Genomic DNA, 18,540 nt, shown 5'->3' on the forward strand with positions numbered 1-18,540 from the left:
ACGATCGTTATCCAATTAAAAATCCATTTTATAGAAGATTTCTTTAAGAGCTTGTCCCAAAACCTCAAAAAATTTTACGCGATAATTTCTTAGAAATTTTTAATAAAATGCAGTAGTTCCTAAATTAGGTCTCATTTGGCAATTTGCGAACTTTCAAGCAGTTCTAAATCTCATTAAATTTTCGTAGTAGTTCCCACATTGGACGGTTTTGGGACAAACTCTAAGTCTAAATACTCTTATGAGTTTCAATATAATAATCCGCTGAAATTCTTCCAGATCCATATAAAGAAAAATGGAAAAGTAATAAAAGAATCATCGCGGCATACGGAAGATTGGATCCCGGAGCCATAAACCCTTCTTTAGCGTGAATGAATAAAACTGCTCCGATCAGCACCGGAACTTGAAGAATCGCCGCAAAACGAGTCAATAAGCCGGATAAAAGCAGAACCCCTCCGCAGATATGTGCGATTACGATATAATGAGCGAGTAACGTAGATGCCATTGGCGCGTTATTCATCTCCATCAAACGAATCAATGCGTCCGTATCGTATAAAAATTCCAGACCTTTATAAATCAAAACTCCTCCCAGATAAATTCGAAGGAAATCAACCAACCAATCCCGATGATCTTTCAGCCAACGATCCATAACTTACCTCCAGGTTTTTAGGTTATGATACCCCTTTTCGAAACTTTTGCAAGGTGAGTTTTACTTCGAATCAATATTTCCCATCTTACCGGATTGAAAATCGTGAAATGCCTGATAAATTTCTTCCTGAGTGTTCATCACAAAAGGACCATATCTTGCCACCGGCTCCTCCACGGGTTGTCCTCCTATCAAAAGGAATTCCCAACCGTTCGAAGAATCCTCCGGCAGAAAAAATCGAACGTCTCCTTCGCCTCTTTCAAACCAAACCATCTCCCCTTCTTTTAAAGGAACCTTTCCTTCTTGAGCATACAAAATGCCGTCTCCTGAAAATGGAAAAGCAAACACGTTATATGACACAGGAATAGGAACGGAAACGTCCGCTCCGGGAATAAGATGAAAATGATAGTATAAAATTGGGATCTTAGTTTCGATCACCGCTTTTGTTCCAAACACTTCTCCGGCGATCACTCTAATTTTTGTTTTTCCATCGGACGTTTCAACTTCTGGAATTCTTTCAGAAGGAGTGTCTTGATATCTAGGACGACTCATTTTTTGGGAAGAAGGAAGATTGACCCACAATTGAAAACCGTGCATCCATCCGCCGTTTTTCTGAAACTCATATGAAGGCAATTCGGAATGAACTAAACCGGAACCGGCGGTCATCCATTGAACGTCTCCCGGTTTCAGTTTACCATAATTCCCCCAAGAATCTCGGTGTTCCATTTCTCCGGATAATAAATAAGTGACCGTCTCAAAACCTCGATGTGGATGTTCCGGCGCTCCAATTGCTTTACCGGGTTTGTATTCTACAGGTCCCATTTCGTCTAATAACAGAAAAGGATCTAAATGAATTAAATCTTGAACAGGAAAAGGTCTGCGAACTGGAAAACCTCCTCCTTCCATTGTTCTCAATGACGGTCTGATTGTTTTCACTTTTCTTAAATTCATAATTTGAACACTCCTATTACACTCTGGTCGCAATACAAATATTTCTTAGACAGATTTTAAGGTTACAAAAAAATGATAACGACTACTGTAACTTTTTTAGTTTCATATTCTTTAGACGATACGTTTCGGTTCGTGGCGGATTTTAGAAACTTAATTTACTGGGGAGATAAAATTTCCAACGTATCTCCTATTCCTTCCAAAAACGGAAACGGTTTTCCAATTTACGAACTACTTTATTCTTTCGGACCCTTCAAACTTAGGGCGAATTATTTTGCAAAAGAATGGATTCCTAATTCTAGAATGATTATGGAAATCCAAAGTTCGCTCATCGATCAAAGAGACATTTATACTTTTCAAATCACGAATCGGGGAACAAAAATAACTTTCACAAATCATTCTAAACTTAAGTTCCCTTATCACTTTATAGAAAAAATATTTGCTTCTGGAATTAGAGGAAGAATTTACAAAGAAATGAGGCAATTACAAAATTGTTTATATCGGAACGAAAGTGGTTTTCCGAAACATTTTCAAATTATTCGAATTTAGTTTTCCGATTAAAATTCCTCTTGCCTAATATTAGTTTTTAGTGAAAATGTTTTCGGCTTAGTTCCCGTGAATACTTCAAACAACCATTTAGCTCCTATACCGCTTAACGAGACGGAAAGACTCCGCGCTCTACATTCTTGCCAGATCCTAGACACGGCCTCGGAAGAAAAATTCGATTCATTAACTCAAATAGCAGCGTATATTTGCAATTCTTCGATGGCCTTGATTTCATTAGTCGACACAAACCGACTTTGGTTTAAATCGAAACTGGGAATGCAAGAATCCGAAGTTCCTAGAAAAACTTCCTTTTGTCAATACACAATCATGGAGGATGACCTCTTAGAAATAGAGGACGCTCTGAAAAACGAAATATTTAAGAATAAACCCTCCGTTTTAGGCCCCCCCTACATCCGTTTTTACGTGGGAGCTCCCTTAAAAACTCCGGATGGTTTTAATATAGGGACACTTTGTGTGTTCGACTCACAACCGAAAAATTTAAATCCTAAACAAAAAGTCATTCTAAAAGCGCTATCAAACCAAATCATTTATAACTTTGAACTGAATAAAAAAAATCTAGAACTATTACTAATTCAAAAGAAAGAAGAAGAATTACAAAAATCTAAAAGCCTGTTTTTTGCAAACATGAGTCACGAAATTCGAACGCCAGTTCACGGAATTTTAGGAGTTTCCGGTCTTTTATCGGAAACGGAATTACAACAAGAGCAAAAAGAATACGTAGATACGATCCAAAGAAGTGGCAAGTTATTGCTCAATCTCCTAAATGATATATTAGATTTTTCTAAATTAGAATCATTCAATATGAAAATCGAAATCATCGCTTTTGATCTGATGGATTTATTAAAAGACGTATTTCATCTTTTTGAAGCAGATGCAAAACGTAAAAAGATAGAATTTAAATTGGTAGGAAAACAACCCTCTCATTTGATCGTATCTACAGATCCGCATAGATTCAAACAGATTTTAGTCAATCTGATCTCGAACGCTATCAAGTTCACCGAAAAAGGAAGTGTTTTGATCGAATTCGATTTTAAGTCCGACTTAAAACACTGCGATATAAAAATTCAGATAAAGGACACCGGAGTTGGAATACCGGAGCAAAAACTTGAAGAATTATTTCAAGCCTACAGACAAGTGGACACTTCCGTTTCTAGAAAATACGGAGGGACCGGATTAGGCCTTTCAATCAGCAAAAATCTCTCAGAGATGATGAATTTAAAATTAACTGCTCAGAGTATTAGCAATCAAGGAAGTGTTTTTGAAATTTCGGGACAAATTCCACTCGCTGAAAAATCGGAAGTAAATTTTGAATCTAAAAAAGCGACTTCAAACACAGAGATTCAAAATCTAAACATTTTAGTCGCAGAAGATAACGAAACCAATCAAATGTTGATCAAAAAGATTCTGGAAAAACTAGGTTACAAACCTGTAATCGTTTCCAATGGAGTAGAAGCGATTCATCACGTAAAAACGTATCCAATCGACGTTTTATTTTTAGATATTCAAATGCCAGAACTGAACGGAATCGAAGCCGCTAAAATTCTAACTCAACAAAACGATTTATTCATTCGTCCTTATATTATTGCAATGACAGCTAACGCTAGTCAAACGGATAAGGAAGACTGTATGGCTTCGGGAATCGACCAATACCTCAGCAAACCTTTTCACAAAGAGGAAATCGCAGAACTACTAAATCAATTTATTTTGGACAAAACATCAAAGTAATTCTCTTAGAACAGTTGAAATGTGCCTTCAATGTGGGAACTCTTACAAGTTTTAGATTAGAGTTTTTGAAAAATGAATTCTCCATTTGTTTTCTATTTCATGGAAACGGTCGAAGGAAGCAATTTTGTTAATTGAACTATGGAATTTTTTTAAACTTCAAAATTACAACTTTTAACGTTTTAAAAACGTAAAATTCTAGTTTTCAAATACCAAATTAACTTGAAGGAATATTATTTTTTTATAATAAACTTTGAACCTAAAAATGTGGGAACTAACACAGAACTATATTTTACAGCAAAATTCTCAAGATTTCCGAATGCATAAGACAAAATTTTTTTACGCCAAACACGGATTAATTAACGCGAAAGGGATTGGTGCAAGAGGAACTAAAGCAGAACGCTCTCTACCATAACCAACCCCACAAGTATTTAGATTTCAATATTAAATCTGTGGGAATTACGACAAATCCTCTGTAAAACTGAGTTTCCAACGCGATCCGTAGAGAGCGTTGTGCTTTAGTTCAATTTTGATTCTAAAATCCTATTCAACTTGTGGGGTTGGTTATGGCTCTCTACGGATCGCGTTCTAAATTGAAACTAAAGACAATCATTGTATTATGTTTCTTTTATGCAATTTTTGACCAGAACTGGAGGTTTGCCCGTGGGCGAGCCGATTCACCCAGATTATTTACTTAGAACTCACGTTAATTAGCAAGTTCTCCCACAGGATGTCCAGTCTCTAATTTTGCAATCAGACGAATCTCTCTATCTAGAAACGCATCTATAAAAGGATTCAGATCCTTGATCTTGCTGGACAATTCATATCCTGCCTCCATCGTTTCCACCAAAGAGTTGGCGCCTACCATAGAAGCGGCAACTTTGATCGGAGCCATTACGAGTTTAATCATAGGAAGTTTGGAAAGGGAAAAAAAGAATTTAAGAGTATTACCGACCATTTGGATTTGGGTTTTTCTTTCGTCGAAACGATTCGCTTCGCCCATTGCTGCGTATAAATTATTTCTAGAAATTTTACCATCTTCAATAAGATTGTTTTCGATCACAATCTTTGCAGTGTCATAATCCAAAGAGTCGGTCAAACGATTTAATAGAATGATCTGATGAATGTTTTCGGTCATGGATTTACCAGCGACCGTTTTCAATTTTTCATAAAGACTTTCTAAAGCGTTATCTCTTTCTTCCTTGTTTGAAGGAGAATATAAATTGAACTCGAAAAAATCCGGAATCCCATCGTATCCTTTGATAACAAGAAGATCCGAATAAGTTGTACGAAGCCTCTCGATAGTCGCGCGAACAACCGCTTTACGCGTTAGCTCTAACACCTGTTGATCCATTCTTAATTCAGAAACAGATTTCGTAGGCTACGTAACTTAGGTCAATATAAAAATCAATCCTTGACTACGATGGCTCCGGATCTCAATTTAGCTGGCAAAAATTTTGCAAGGTTTTCCGCTCCTTTTTTAGAGGAATCAGATCCGAACCGAACCGTATAATATCCGTTTCTGGATCTTTTGACGTTTGCTTTTATTTTTTTCACCGTACCAGAAATCGATTTTGCTAATTCATCCGCTTTTTCTTTTTCTTTAAATGCGGCTACTTGAAGCGTAAATTTATCCGATTCTTCGTCAGATGAGGATTTGACAGAAACTCGTTTAGATTGTTTTTCTTCGTTTCGTTTGATTTTTTTAGTGGTTTTAGAATCTTCCGGCTCTTTAACCGAAAGAGTTTCGATCGAAGAGTGATTTTCCTTTTCCACGTTAGTTGATCTTATTTTAGTTTTTTTCAAATCAACAACTTCTGCAGCCGGAGGAATGTTTTTAAAAGTCACTGAATCTTGAGAATTTGTATTAGAAGGTAAATCGGTGTTTGCCTGCGGAATTTCAGCGGAGGCAACTTTATAATTACTTTCATTTGGAATTTGACCCGGTTCAGAAAAAGGAATCGAACTCTGAATCTCCTGGTTTTTATTTTCGTTTAACGTTAAAGAATCTACCCCAGAATCAGCCGCGCGTTTTTTACCGACCGATACTCCCAATAAAAAGAACGAGAAAAGCAATCCAATTAAGAACGTGGATAAAATTAGAATTCTCTTATTATCCAGATTGATCACATAAAAAATTTTTTCTTTCATAACATTTTTCCCAATAAAATGGAGTATAAACTTTTACATTCTTCCCTGAGAGAATCTATATCCCCTTTATTTCTAAGAATATAATCGGCTCTTTTTAGTTTTTCCGTAAGAGGAAGTTGGTTTTTGATTCTATCTAAAACGTCTTCTTTTTTTACTCCATCTCTCGAAATCGTTCTTAAAATCGATTCTTCCGGATCGGAATCCACGGTTACAGTCGCGTTGCAGAGAGTATAAGCGTCAGTTTCAAACAAAAGTGGAACTTCCCAAATTATCATTTTTCCTTTTGCAGTCGTTTCTATAATTTTTTGAAAATCTTTTCTAACCAAAGGATGAATCAATTGATTCAGTCCCGACAATTTTTCCGGATTTTTAAAAACAATTTCGGAAATTTTTTTCCTATCCGGCTTTCCTTGATCATCTAAAATCCCACTTCCTAAAAGTTCCACAAGTTCGGTTAAGATAGGAGAATCCGATTCCGTATAACGTTTTGCTAAACGATCTGCATTGATTCTAAAACATCCCAATTCTTCCAAAATTTTAGCTGCGGTACTTTTACCTCCTCCGATCATTCCGGTAATCCCAATCAAAAAGGTTTTTTTACCAGAATCGGAATTCTGCATACGTTGAAGATAGAATACCTGGACAAAAGTACAAGCAAAAAAGATCCAACGGCGGTTCTTGTGGGAACTACTATATAATCCAGATTTTACTGTAAAATTTCAAAATGTAGGAAAGGAACTATTATAATTTTTATCATGAAAGACCGAACAATTTCAAAATTTTCTCTAACGCTTTCTCTCAGTTTAACAAAAAAGTTGAACGAACGTGTAATAGTTCCTACACATTCTAAATCGTAACTTCTATTTCAGAATTAATTCTTTCAGTCTGATTTCCTATTAACATTTCTAAAAATTCTTTATAAAATCTAAAAATAATGGTCTTACTACAAAGATGTTATCAAGAAAGTACGATTGATCCCATTCGTTCCTATAAAATTGAACCCCTAAACATTATCACAAAGAGTCGTTTCAAGTAAGTTCGATCAAATCCAATACGAAAGCGATTGAAGCACACAGCAGAACTCTCTTTCAAATTCAGAGTCTCACTTCTTGAACTTAAAACATCTCTTCCTAAATGCGGATACTTAGAGAGGTATTCTCTTTAGTTTTCTGGATCGCTCAACAAATCGAGTTCTATAATAAATTGAAACTAAAGAGAAATTATCGCATTAAGTTTCTTTCATACAATTTATTGACTAAATCTGAGAGAGCAGTCCGGATTCGCCAAACTTTATTACGCTAAACTCACATTAGGGTTATTGAAAGTGACGATTAACAAAACTGTTTCCTTCAACCGTTTCCATGAAGTGAAAACAGATAGAGAATCCATTTTCAAAAACTTTGTTATTAACGTATAAAACTATTGGGTTAGACATTTTATTATATAGTTTTGAATAAATTTATATTATTCTTTTATATATCTCCATAGAAAAAATTAAACTCCTACATAAGACCTCTGCTTCAACGCCATGCCATCATCAAATTAAAAATTCATTAGAGTTGTTGAAAAATTAATTCTTGATCTGTTTGTATTGGATTGAATGGACAATTGGAGCAATTTTACGAATCTTCACTATGGAATTTTTCAACAACTCTATTTTTATACGAATTCCCTCTATATAAAAGTATAATTAATTATTTTTACGATAAGACTAAAGTTTTATAAAATATTTTTTGAATATACGGTAAACCTTATTCCAAAATTTCAAAAAACTTATTTGATTTTAAAACGTTTAGTTTTGGACTTTTTAAAAATAAAAACAAATTTAGATACAATCCAAGCGAGTGGTTGAAAGTGAGTTTATAACTAAAAGCCACCGTAAAAAATTTAATTCCATTTTAGCCCTGTTCGCTTAATAAAATACGTACTTGAGACTATTGTTCACTATTTCCGTTTGTGAGAGAATAAAAGACGCTAAGGAATGAAACAAAAATGAGAATTTTTCAAAAACTAACAAATACGATTTTTATAGGGGTTCTTCTGATCGGAATTAATGCCTGTACGAATTCTCAAGATCCCAATCTGCTCTGGCTTTTAAGCCTAACGCAACCCAACCAGTCGTCTCCACCTCCAACCGGAGAACAACCGTTCAGTATTGTAATCAACGATGAAACCGCCCCGGTGGATTTCGTTTTCGATACTACAAAAACGGTAAACGTAAACGTTCAGGTTCTCAGTCCGGAATCCCCTATTTCAGGAAGTTTAGTACAAATTTTTAATATAGATAATACTTCTCAAAAATCTATCTTCAGAGCGGTAACTTCGGAAAACGGGGAAGTCAAGGGAAGTTTTACAATCGACGAAACAACTCATAAAGTTTTACTCAAAGTGCAGGCATTCGGCCAACTTTATGAAGCGGAAATCCAAATCATCAACGCTTATAGTATTTCTAGACGAATTACAGTAGTAATCAAAGGAAATAACGTAATTCTTCCAGACACGGACGGAGACGGAATTATAGATCGAGACGATACGTATCCAAACGATCCTACCCGTGCGTCTACGTTTCGTTATCCGGCCGAAGGATATTATACAATTTCATTTGAAGACTTATATCCGAACCAGGGAGACGCAGACTTTAATGACTATAATATAAGAGCCGTATTTGAAGAAGACTGGAACGCAAAAGGAGAAGTGGCGAGAATACGGGCCAACTTTACTCACGTAGCCAAAGGAGCCGGTTATAACCACACTTTACATCTTACGATTCCACAAATCGCAGCTTCATCGTATTCTCTTACTCGATATGGATACGACGGTTCGACCGTAGAATACAACTCTACCGGCGGTAACTCTATAATTTCTTCTTTAGAAATTCTTCCGAGATCCAATACTACGATTCTATCTTCAAATTCTTCTAAAACCAGCACCACTTTCAAAAAAGGAAAGTCCGCAAGTTTAGAAGTAATTCTACAAAATGCAATCAACCGAGTAACCTTAGGATCTGCTCCATATGACACGTTTATCAAAGTGATCAATACCAATCAGGAAATACATTTTCCAAAAAGATATTTTGATACCAACGGAAAGGATCGTTATTTAGATTCTACTGGATTTCCTTGGGCCTTATTAGTTCCCGGAAATTTCCTCTGGCCTTATGAAAGTACGGATATTCGTAAGTCATATCCTTCTTTTAAATCTTGGTACGAATCCATGGGAAATACAAATCACAATTGGTATCTAACTCCGGTTTCCTCGGAAGTATTTCCAGCATCGAACTAAATTCATTTTCCCAGGAATTTTTTCCTGGGAATTCTTTTTTTCTTTTCTTTCTTCGAGGTCAAACAAAAGTGTTTAACCTCTTATGCAGGATTTGAAACGTAAGAATCAAAAACGTCTTACCACAACAACGATATTGAAACCGGGTCTTTCGCCTAAATTTTTTCTCAATCTTCTTAAAGAGATTTCTCCCATCGTAGCAATTGACGATACTCAAACGATTCTGTTTGCAAACGAATCCTTTCAAAAAGAATTCGCAGGAAGCTCCCGTAGTTTGATCGGTAAAAATCTGTTTCGGATTTTAAACTTAAATCCGGTGGATCATGAAGAGATGAAATCAAACATCAATTTATCTAAATGGGGAAAAATACAAAACCAAGAATTTAGAAAACAAAAAATCTATTACGGTTATTCTGTATTTCGTTTTGGAGATCATATAGGAATCATCCTCAAAAACATTACAGAAAACAAAAGATTGGAAAGAAAAATCGCAAGTCTTCATACCCAACTTCTACAATCCCAAGAAGAAGAAAGAATTAGACTTTCCGGAGAATTGCACGACGGAGTCGGTCAAACCATTCTTGCAGCAAAACTCAATTTCCAAGCATACAATCGAAATCCTAAAGTTTACGGTGCGCAGTTCGATACGGGACTTCTTTTGATCGATAAGGCAAGCCAAGAACTGAGAGATATTTATACAAACTTACATCCTTCCACACTTAGAGAAATCGGCTTAGAAGCCGCAATTCGATCCTTAAGTTCGGATCTATTTCCACCTATGGACGTAGAAGCGGATTTAGACTTAAATCTTAAATTGAATCTAGAACCTATGGTGGCCAATCAGGTTTTTAGAATCGTTCAAGAAATCTTTCAAAACGTAATCAAACATTCTCAAGCAAGTAAAATTTCCCTCAAGGTTCAAGTCAAAGGAAGACAGTTGTTTATAGACGCTAAAGATAACGGTATAGGTTTTCAGGAAAGAAAGGTCAGAGCCAGGTCATCCGGTTTTGGACTTGAAAATATCCGTAGAAGAGTAGAAGATTTAAATGGTAAAATTAAGATTGATTCTTCTGCTGGTAAAGGAACTAAGTTTATCATCCGAATTCCTTTGGAAAAAAACAAAAACACATACGCCAAAAAAACATGAAGCCTACCGATACAAAAATTTTTTTAGTCGATGATCACGCAATTCTTAGAGAAGGATTAAAGATGATTCTCTCCGGACAACCCGGTTTCGAAATCTGTGGCGAATCCGGAGACGCCGAAAAAGCATTAGATCAAATCGGCAAATTGAATCCAGATTTAGTCATCACAGACATTTCAATGCCAGGGTTAAGCGGAATCGATCTCGTAAAAAATCTGAGAAAATATTATCCGAATATTCGAACTATCATTCTTTCCCGTCATGATAATAAGGAATACGTTCAAAAATTATTAGAATTAGGTATCAACGGATATGTATTAAAGGACGACGCGGGAAACGATCTTCTTCGCGCTATCGAAGCGGTTCACAAAGGAGAAACGTATTTAAGTCCGGGGATAACGACGCATTTTTTATCCGGCTTTGTAGGTTCCGGAAAACCGGGAGAAGATAATCAAGACGCCAAAAAAGCGTTTTCAGTACTTTCGGATAGAGAAAGGGAAATTTTAAAATTAGTCGCCGAAGGAAATTCCAACGAATCCATCGGAAAAATATTGAGGATTTCGCCGGCCACGGTTAAAGTTCACCGCGCCAATATCATGAAAAAACTGGATCTACATAAGGTTGCAGATTTAGTAATGTACGCGATTCGCGCGGGTTTGATCGAATCCTAACTATTTATTTTGCGAAGTTCTGTTTTTTCAAGAACTTTGAGAGATTAAAAACCTTCCGATATGTAAAAACGACTTAACCTTCAAAATAGTTTTTACATTCTTGATCTTCTATTTCTCATAAATGAAAACTAACGTTAATTCAGTGTAATAGATTCGTTTTATAAAATCTTGATTTTTTCCACAAAAAATAAATATTTAAAAATTTGTAATGCGATTTAATCTGTGGGAACTCTCACAAATCATGGATTTATCAGTTAAACCTTAAAAATTGTGGGAACTACTATAAAATACAAAAAAAATCATCACCCATCCGATTTTTGCATAAAATCACTGTTTTACGACCATCATCAAAATTTAAATCCCATTTTAACGTTAGTTCGGCGTGAGTAAAAATTTTCTAAAAGTATGAGTTCCTACAATTTTAGCATTTATTCGTAAAATCGTAGTTTGCAGTAGTTCCCACATCATTTTACAGACAAACTTAAATTTTGCGGTAGTTCCCACACTTGAATACGACAGATTCAATTGTTATAAACTTCTATTTTATAAATCGTGATAGTTCCCACATTTAAAAAAGCTAAAATAATGTGAGTTCAATATAACGCGAAAGGGATCGCTGAATGAACTAAAGCAAAACGCTTTTTACGAAAGCGTTTTAGGATCAAGTTATTGGTATTTTATGAAAATTGAATCTGATTCTGTAGTTTTACAATAACTTGACCAGAGCGAAGAGCCTGGTCCGGCTGCCTGTGGCAAGCCGGATTCGCCCTAATTTTATTACGTCAAACTCACTTTAAAATAGGATGGTTTCTATTCTATTCATACGATCATTATTATCTATAACCCACAACCGTTCTTTGAATCAGTCCTTCTTTTCTTTTAAAACAGAGTTGTCAAAAAACCAATTCTCCATCTGTTTCCGTTGTATTGAAATAGACCTGGTTTTGCTGATCCTCACTATGGAATTTCTCAACCAACTCTAATATTGAAAAAATTTTGATAGACCCTTAGAAAACGTTTCGAACTTTTTAAAGAAAAAATTCTACATTCGTATTTCTAAATTTTATAACGTCTTACAAATACATTACTTTAAAGCTCAAAACTTGTAATCAAATTGAAATATTCTCTTCATCTAGTTGTAATCGAAATGAAATATAAATTTCAGAGAAGTTACAAATGGTTCAAACAGAGAAGAAGGAACGGTCTTATACCGGCATTTGAAATGGAAAAGAAAAGAGAACGTAATAAAAGAAGTAGAAAGTTACAAATCGGTTTTCAAATTTTTAGTTTAGTTTTACTCACAGAAGTTGGATTATTCGCGCAGGAAAAACCAGCCGGAGTAGATTCCAAACCGAAAAAGGAATTTTACGAAGACAATGACACGGGATTAATTTATACAAAGCCGGGTCCAAATCGTACGAAGATTGATTCCTTCGAAAAGGAAAATTTTCCGGAACGTAAGGATATGCAACTTCCAAATCATTACAAACATAGACCTGAAAATTTAAACGAGGAAAAGTTGGTAATCGCTGCAAGAACTCAGTTTCGCGGAGTCAGCGGGGATCGTAATTCCGCATTTTCCGGCAACGAAGATTTTCACACTGCAGACGCAAACTTCAGAAGACTTCGTCTTGGTTTCTTTTATCAAGGTGCGAAGTGGTGGGGATTTGCAACTCAGCTTCGCTTAGAAAATGCAATCAATAGTCAGTTTTTAAGAGTAACAAAAAATAAAACCACTGGTGACGTTCAAGACGTAACTCTCAACGATTCAAGAGGTTTAATTCACGAAGCAGTCATTTGGATGAACATTCCAATTCTTAGTTCTCGTATCACTTTGGGACAAATCAACGTTCCATTTAACAGAGAGTATATTCAAAGTTCTGCAAATTTCATTTCTTTGGAAAGATCGATCGTCACGAACATGCTTCCTCAGTTTGATACAGGCGCAATGATCGCGATTCATCCTTTAGAAGCAATTGATAAAAAATATACGAGATATTTATCTCTCCACGGCTTTATCGGAAACGGCCACGGAGGTGGTGGCGACTACGGTTACGGTAGAAGACAAGATAATACGGCCGCACGTCAAAATCTTCCTCAATTACTCGCACCAATTTATTACGGAAGAATTCAATACAACGTATTCGGCGGATTGATAAAAAAGGATAAAGACATAGGCTGGGTCGAAGGCGACGAAATTTTTCAAGACGACGCCAAACTATCGTTAGGTGCTGCAGTGGCCCAGACGACTCAACTTAAAACTTCACAACCGGTTCCGGTGGAATTCCTTCTTAAGGATCAAACTCCTACTCGACTTGCAATTCAGCAGACTACACCTACAGGCGGAATTGATCCAACCGGATTAAAATCCGATTATCTTGCAGATAAAACGATTACAACACCAGGAAGACCGAATTTTGGTATCGTAGGTCATACATATGATATGACTTTTACCTGGAAGGGATTTTATTTAAACGGAGCTTGGAGTAAATTTTCCGGTTCGGGGGCCAATCAAGTGATGGGTTATCACGGTACGATCGGTTATAATTTTCATATTAGCGGATCGAAATATATCATGCCGGTTCTCAAAGGAGAATTTTTGAAAGGGGACTGGAACCAAAATCAGACTTTCGAACCAGGGGAAGCCTATTACATTTATTGGGCCGGAATCAACCTGTTAGGCGATTATCATCTTTATAAGATTCAGCTTTTTTATCAGGTCATTCATACTAATACTGCTAAAAATTATTTTATCAACACGGCGGATAATCGGGACGCAAGAACGGTTTATCTTCAATTCCAAGCAAACTTTTGGACTGGAACTTCCTCTCCTGAAAATATTTCAGGCGGAGCAATTTATAGGCAAGATTATTAATCCGACTTGTCAAAGAAACAAAGGAACTTCTATATAATAGTTTTTTCATTTTTGTAATAGTCGCAAAATGGCGATTTTACGCAAAAATTTGATTAGACAATGATTCTTTTGGGATTTTATAGAAGTTTCCTTTAAATTTCATAAAAGTTTACTACTACTCAGATGTATAAAAATAATTACTTATGCTGAACGTGGGACTCCTTCAAAAAGTCAACAAATCTAAGTTAAACGCTATTTTTTCAATAGCTTCCCGCATCTTTGGTAAAATTGATTGTTAACTTTTGGTACTGTTTTTATACGTCCAAATAGTAACAAAAATTATCTTTCTTTTTATATTAGATTCTTTGAAAGTTTTGTTTCGATTTAACCCTAATCGATTACTTTAAATTGTTCTAAACTAAAAGTACAGATCTTTAAACATTCTTTTTTTGTGATTGAAGTTTGTATGAGTTCCCACAACCATTTTGTCGGTAAACTTTTGTAAAACGTGGTAGTTCCCACATTTATTTTTTACAAAAAGATAGAACGGATTTCTTACGTCGAACTCGCTTTAAATTTAAAGCAGTTTCTACAAAATTACGTCTCTTGGTCAGGCAAGAACTTTAACAAATTTTTTAACATAAGTTCGACGCAAAGCATTAAACTTTTCGAAACAGTATTTTGTAATAAAAATTCAAAATATTTAATTTTATAGAACTCAGTTAAAACTTCTGCTCGGGAAACTCATGCAAAAATTGAATTAAAAAATAGAGTTGTTGAAAAATTCCATAGTGAAGATTCGTAAAATTGCTTCAATTGTCCATTGAATCCAATACAAACAAGATCAAGAATTAATTTTTCAACAACTCTAATATTTAAAAACCTTACATTCCAAAAAAACTTAATCTGCGGAAACTACCACAAAACTTAGAAATTTTAGCAGTTTTAGCAGTTTTAGCAGTTTATCACAAATGCAAAAAACTACTACTTTTTCCGATTTTCTTTATATCAAATTCACATTAAGAAAATATAAAGTTATTAATTAAACCTCTTATTTCTTTTTTGATTTTTTTCTTTGAATCGAGTAGTAAGATCATTAAACACTGATAAGGTGACCGGAACATATAAAAGACTTCCTAATGTTCCAAAACCTAAACCCCAACCTAAAGCAAGTGTCATAGGAATAAGAACCGGATCGGAACCACCAAGACTATAAGCGGTAGGCAACAAACCCGCTACCGTAGTCAGAGTTGTTAAAAGAATCGGCCTGAATCTTCTTTGACTTGCTTCTATTAAAATATCGTCCATACTTGCCTTGGAATCTTTTCGGATAGAATCGATACAATCTACTAAAACGATCGAAGCGTTTACCAAAACCCCAGCGAGACCGATAATACCGATCATTGCTAAAAAGCTAATAGACTTTCCAGAAAGAGGAAAACCGATCACAATTCCTATAATTCCTAAAGGAATCGTGCTGAGTATCAAGACAGGCTTCCAAAAACTTTTGATTGTAAGAGCCAAAATTCCAAAAATACCGAATATAGCAATGATCCCCGCTTTTGCAAGAGAAGCCATAGATCTTTGTGTATCCTTTTCTTCTCCTCCAAACGTAATCGTAATTCCGGGATATTGTTTTTCAATCAATGGTTTAAATTCCGTGGCTACTCTTTGATTTGCGTCGTGTGCTGTAATTTCGTCTAACTTTACATCTCCGTTAACGGTAATGGCACGATCAAAGTCTTTATGCGCGAGAAGTTCCGGAGATTCGATCAAATCCATTTTAGAAATCTTTGCAAGATTTGTAATATTTCCCGCCTTATTGCGTAATGGAATCGTTTTAATTTCATTCGGATTTTTTCGAAAGTCTCTATCATAAAGAACTCTCAAATATATCTTTGTTCTTCCTTTTCGAACAGTTCCCGCCCTTTCTCCATCATACGCGGCACGCAGCCCGTTCGCAGCGGACAAAGTAGAAACCCCAGTAAAACTTTCCAATCCCTCGTCGAGTTGAATATACATCTGTTTACGGCCATATCGATAGTCGTCTCGAACCGAAAAAACTCCGGGAATCGATTTTAAAAATGATTGTAATTCACTTGAAACCTTCTTTAGAGTTTCATAATCTTTTCCTTGAATAGAAATAGTAATCGGAGCACCAATCGGAGGAGCATTTCCAAATTCCTCTAAAAAGATTTCGTTTAAACCGGGGGTTTTTCTAAGATCCGGTTCAATCGAACGAAGAATTTCAGTCGCTTTTCTTTCTCGTTTTACTTCCGGAGTCAGATAAATTAAGATTACTCCCAAATTTTCACCAAAACGAGATAAAGGATCATCTGGATCGGTTTGTTGTACTCCTATTTTTGTGGAATAACTGACCAATTCTTTTGTAGGAATTTTTTGTACGATACTTTCCATGTATTTCATCTTTTCTCTAGTTTGAAAAATTCTGGAAGTAGGAGGAAATTCGGCTTTGATCATTATGATTTCTATATCTTCTTTTGGAAAAAGTATAAAGTCCATCTGAGACAAGGCTCCACAGGAACCAAATACCAACAATAAAATGACCGCGAACGAAGATTTCTTATGTCGAATATTAAAAGAAACTAATTTAGAAAAATTTGTTTCGATAGAATGAAAAATTGAATCCATCTTAAGACGAAATTTACTTTTGATCTTCATCTGATCGGGAGTTTTTGCAAACGCAGCAATCCTTGCCGGCAAAAATAGGAACGATTCTATCAGACTCGCCGTAAGCGCCACAATCACCACTAAAGGAATTTCCCAAATGAATTTCCCCATAATTCCAGTCATAAACAACATTGGCAGGAACGCCGTTACAGTCGTGAGATAAGATCCGAAAATCGGAACGATCATTTCCACGGTTCCGCGTAACGATGCAGTGACCGAATCATTTTTTTCAGCAAGATAAGTGTATATATTTTCCGAAATTACGATGGAGTTATCCACCAACATCCCGAGAGAAATGATCAAACCCATCATAGAAATCATGTTAAATGATACGTCAAAAAATGGAAGGACCGAAAAAGTCATTAACATGGAGAACGGTAATGAAAGAGAAGTCAGTGTAGCCGTTCTAAAATCTAAAAATAGAAATAAAATTCCAAATACAATCGTAAATCCGATCAAAGCGTTAGAAGAAACTACGTTAAGTCTGTTTTTAGTCCTTTTGGCCTCGTCGTTTAACACAAAAGTTTTCATTCCAGAAGGATAGGTTTTGGAAAGTTCGTCTAATCTTTTGTGAACGTTATCTGCAACATCAATCGCGTCCGATCTTTCTTTTTTAATCACAGAAAGAATCAGACCTTGTTTTCCATTTGCAATCGCAAGAAATCTAGGATATTCAAAAGTATCTTCTACCCTTGCAATATCTCCTAGTTTAACCGCAGAGAAAATTTCGTTTGTTCTTGTAGGGATTTTTCCAATTTCGGAAGGATTTTTAAATTCTCCGTCAATTCTCAAATCGAATGCAGCCTCCGAATCCACGGAACCGGCGGGAAGATTGATGTTTCTATTCCGAATCGTATTTACAATATCATTTAAGTCCAGAGAATACTGCTTTAGTTTATTAGCATTTACTAAAATATGCCATTCTCTATCTCTTTTACCGAAAACGTCCACCCTAGCCACACCTTGGATTTTTTCAAGTTCCCGTTCTACAAATTCGGCTGTGGTATGTAGTTCGATTTCGTCTTTTCCTCCAAAAATGGAAAATTCAATAATCGGAAAAGACCCTGATTTGCGCTCCGTCATTTTCGGCTTTTCGGTAACTTGAGCCGGTAGCTCGGCCATCGCGTTGTCTACGGCTCTTCGAATTTCATTTAAAACTTTTTCCGGATCTTTTTCCTCCAGACTGACTCGGACGTCTATATCCGAAACGGAATTTCTAGAAAAAGAACGGATCTCGTCGATTCCATCTATTTCTTTGAGTTTTTCTTCTATAGGATAAGTGACTCTGAGTTCTACATCTGCAGGGGACGCTCCTGGAAATTTTGTAGAGATCACCATCTGTTTTAAGTCCACATTGGGGAATGCATCTCTTCGTAATCCGATCAGCGAAACAACTCCGGATAAAAAGATGAAAATCATCCCTAAATACATAAAAAGTCGATTTTGAATAAAGGATTCTATAAGTGATTTCATATTTATTTTTGACTGACAGATCAGTTTCTGGAATGCCCTGATCTACTGTCAAACTGGAAAATGTGAATTCAGAGGACAGAAATAAGGAAAGCAAATTCGTCTGAACGTGGTGTTGGTCCGAGCCTTTTAAAAACTTAAGAATTGCCCGAAAAGGATTCAAAAATGCAAAATTTCTAATTTAGAAAAAATGCAACCTAGGGATGCAGCGAGGGGAGATTCTTCCCCCGTTTAGAAAATAGAAAAAGCAATCAATGAAAGATACATTAGGAAAACAAAATATAATTACCATCTTTAATATCCTGAAAAAAGACTCCTACCTCTTCCGTTCTCTATTTAGAACGAGCGAATCGAAATTTACCCGTATTCTGAAGCCGAGCCAATTTCAAAATGGATCCAT

Annotated in this window: 12 protein-coding genes and 1 pseudogene; 7 read left to right on the forward strand and 6 right to left on the reverse strand. The window is 35.8% G+C overall.

Translation table 11 applies throughout. The features are described 5' to 3' along the window. Positions 1–226: 226 nt before the first annotated feature. Both LEP1GSC049_RS218865 and LEP1GSC049_RS218860 read right to left on the reverse strand, forming a co-directional pair. Positions 227–646, reverse strand: a complete 420-nt coding sequence (locus tag LEP1GSC049_RS218865; protein ID WP_004755356.1) for a DoxX family protein — start codon at positions 644–646, stop codon at positions 227–229. 60 nt (positions 647–706) lie between these two features. Beyond that, positions 707–1,594, reverse strand: a complete 888-nt coding sequence (locus LEP1GSC049_RS218860) for a pirin family protein (protein ID WP_004754661.1) — start codon at positions 1,592–1,594, stop codon at positions 707–709. 72 nt (positions 1,595–1,666) lie between these two features. On the opposite strand from LEP1GSC049_RS218860, the gene LEP1GSC049_RS218855 reads away from it, so the two are divergent. Together LEP1GSC049_RS218855 and LEP1GSC049_RS218850 are read left to right on the forward strand one after the other, a co-directional pair. Further along, positions 1,667–2,140 (forward strand): LIC13081 family protein, encoded by a 474-nt coding sequence (locus LEP1GSC049_RS218855; protein ID WP_004754246.1) that lies wholly within the window; start codon positions 1,667–1,669, stop codon positions 2,138–2,140. A gap of 66 nt (positions 2,141–2,206) precedes the next feature. Next, positions 2,207–3,883 carry a GAF domain-containing hybrid sensor histidine kinase/response regulator gene (locus tag LEP1GSC049_RS218850; RefSeq protein WP_016748193.1) on the forward strand — a complete coding sequence of 559 codons (1,677 nt, stop codon included), beginning with the start codon at positions 2,207–2,209 and terminating at the stop codon, positions 3,881–3,883. 703 nt (positions 3,884–4,586) lie between these two features. Here LEP1GSC049_RS218850 and LEP1GSC049_RS218845 read toward each other — a convergent pair. Genes LEP1GSC049_RS218845 through coaE form a run of 3 tightly spaced genes read right to left on the reverse strand, consistent with a single transcriptional unit; the run spans position 4,587 to position 6,651 of the window. Next, positions 4,587–5,234, reverse strand: a complete 648-nt coding sequence (locus LEP1GSC049_RS218845; RefSeq protein ID WP_004758133.1) for an FFLEELY motif protein — start codon at positions 5,232–5,234, stop codon at positions 4,587–4,589. Positions 5,235–5,287: 53 nt separating this feature from the next. Continuing rightward, positions 5,288–6,031, reverse strand: a complete 744-nt coding sequence (locus LEP1GSC049_RS218840) for an SPOR domain-containing protein (RefSeq protein ID WP_004755038.1) — start codon at positions 6,029–6,031, stop codon at positions 5,288–5,290. Beyond that, a complete protein-coding gene (gene coaE / locus LEP1GSC049_RS218835; protein WP_004768949.1) occupies positions 6,028–6,651 on the reverse strand; it encodes a dephospho-CoA kinase in 624 nt (207 codons plus the stop codon). Before coaE ends, LEP1GSC049_RS218840 begins: the two co-directional genes overlap by 4 nt. 3 nt (positions 6,652–6,654) lie before the next feature. On the opposite strand from coaE, the pseudogene LEP1GSC049_RS2000000229240 reads away from it, so the two are divergent. The 5 genes and pseudogenes from LEP1GSC049_RS2000000229240 to LEP1GSC049_RS218815 all read left to right on the forward strand — a co-directional run bounded on the left by LEP1GSC049_RS2000000229240 (position 6,655) and on the right by LEP1GSC049_RS218815 (position 14,000). Then, positions 6,655–6,888 (forward strand): annotated as a pseudogene (locus LEP1GSC049_RS2000000229240) (hypothetical protein). Between the two features lie 1,135 nt (positions 6,889–8,023). Then, entirely contained in the window at positions 8,024–9,313 is a 1,290-nt protein-coding gene (locus LEP1GSC049_RS218830; RefSeq protein WP_004755397.1) for an LruC domain-containing protein, read from the forward strand. Between the two features lie 82 nt (positions 9,314–9,395). After that, on the forward strand, positions 9,396–10,457 hold the full coding sequence (locus tag LEP1GSC049_RS218825; protein ID WP_004755055.1) for a sensor histidine kinase: 1,062 nt from the start codon (positions 9,396–9,398) through the stop codon (positions 10,455–10,457). Continuing rightward, positions 10,454–11,125 (forward strand): response regulator, encoded by a 672-nt coding sequence (locus tag LEP1GSC049_RS218820; protein ID WP_000805070.1) that lies wholly within the window; start codon positions 10,454–10,456, stop codon positions 11,123–11,125. Before LEP1GSC049_RS218825 ends, LEP1GSC049_RS218820 begins: the two co-directional genes overlap by 4 nt. Positions 11,126–12,347: 1,222 nt before the next feature. Then, complete coding sequence (locus LEP1GSC049_RS218815; RefSeq protein ID WP_025186032.1) at positions 12,348–14,000, forward strand: hypothetical protein; 1,653 nt, start codon at positions 12,348–12,350, stop codon at positions 13,998–14,000. Positions 14,001–15,017: 1,017 nt separating this feature from the next. On the opposite strand, the gene LEP1GSC049_RS218810 is transcribed toward LEP1GSC049_RS218815, so the two are convergent. Next, complete coding sequence (locus tag LEP1GSC049_RS218810; RefSeq protein ID WP_004758107.1) at positions 15,018–18,143, reverse strand: efflux RND transporter permease subunit; 3,126 nt, start codon at positions 18,141–18,143, stop codon at positions 15,018–15,020. Positions 18,144–18,540: the final 397 nt, after the last annotated feature.

The organism is Leptospira kirschneri serovar Cynopteri str. 3522 CT (assembly GCF_000243695.2).
Classification (GTDB): Bacteria; Spirochaetota; Leptospiria; order Leptospirales; family Leptospiraceae; genus Leptospira; species Leptospira kirschneri.

Bases quoted from the DNA above. Each gene is read 5' to 3' on its own strand.
- LEP1GSC049_RS218865 (WP_004755356.1), bottom strand. From the start codon at position 646: ATGGATCGTTGGCTGAAAGATCATCGGGATTGGTTGGTTGATTTCCTT.
- LEP1GSC049_RS218860 (WP_004754661.1), bottom strand. From the start codon at position 1,594: ATGAATTTAAGAAAAGTGAAAACAATCAGACCGTCATTGAGAACAATG.
- LEP1GSC049_RS218855 (WP_004754246.1), top strand. From the start codon at position 1,667: ATGATAACGACTACTGTAACTTTTTTAGTTTCATATTCTTTAGACGAT.
- LEP1GSC049_RS218845 (WP_004758133.1), bottom strand. From the start codon at position 5,234: ATGGATCAACAGGTGTTAGAGCTAACGCGTAAAGCGGTTGTTCGCGCG.
- LEP1GSC049_RS218840 (WP_004755038.1), bottom strand. From the start codon at position 6,031: ATGAAAGAAAAAATTTTTTATGTGATCAATCTGGATAATAAGAGAATT.
- coaE (WP_004768949.1), bottom strand. From the start codon at position 6,651: ATGCAGAATTCCGATTCTGGTAAAAAAACCTTTTTGATTGGGATTACC.
- LEP1GSC049_RS218830 (WP_004755397.1), top strand. From the start codon at position 8,024: ATGAGAATTTTTCAAAAACTAACAAATACGATTTTTATAGGGGTTCTT.
- LEP1GSC049_RS218825 (WP_004755055.1), top strand. From the start codon at position 9,396: ATGCAGGATTTGAAACGTAAGAATCAAAAACGTCTTACCACAACAACG.
- LEP1GSC049_RS218820 (WP_000805070.1), top strand. From the start codon at position 10,454: ATGAAGCCTACCGATACAAAAATTTTTTTAGTCGATGATCACGCAATT.
- LEP1GSC049_RS218815 (WP_025186032.1), top strand. From the start codon at position 12,348: ATGGAAAAGAAAAGAGAACGTAATAAAAGAAGTAGAAAGTTACAAATC.
- LEP1GSC049_RS218810 (WP_004758107.1), bottom strand. From the start codon at position 18,143: ATGAAATCACTTATAGAATCCTTTATTCAAAATCGACTTTTTATGTAT.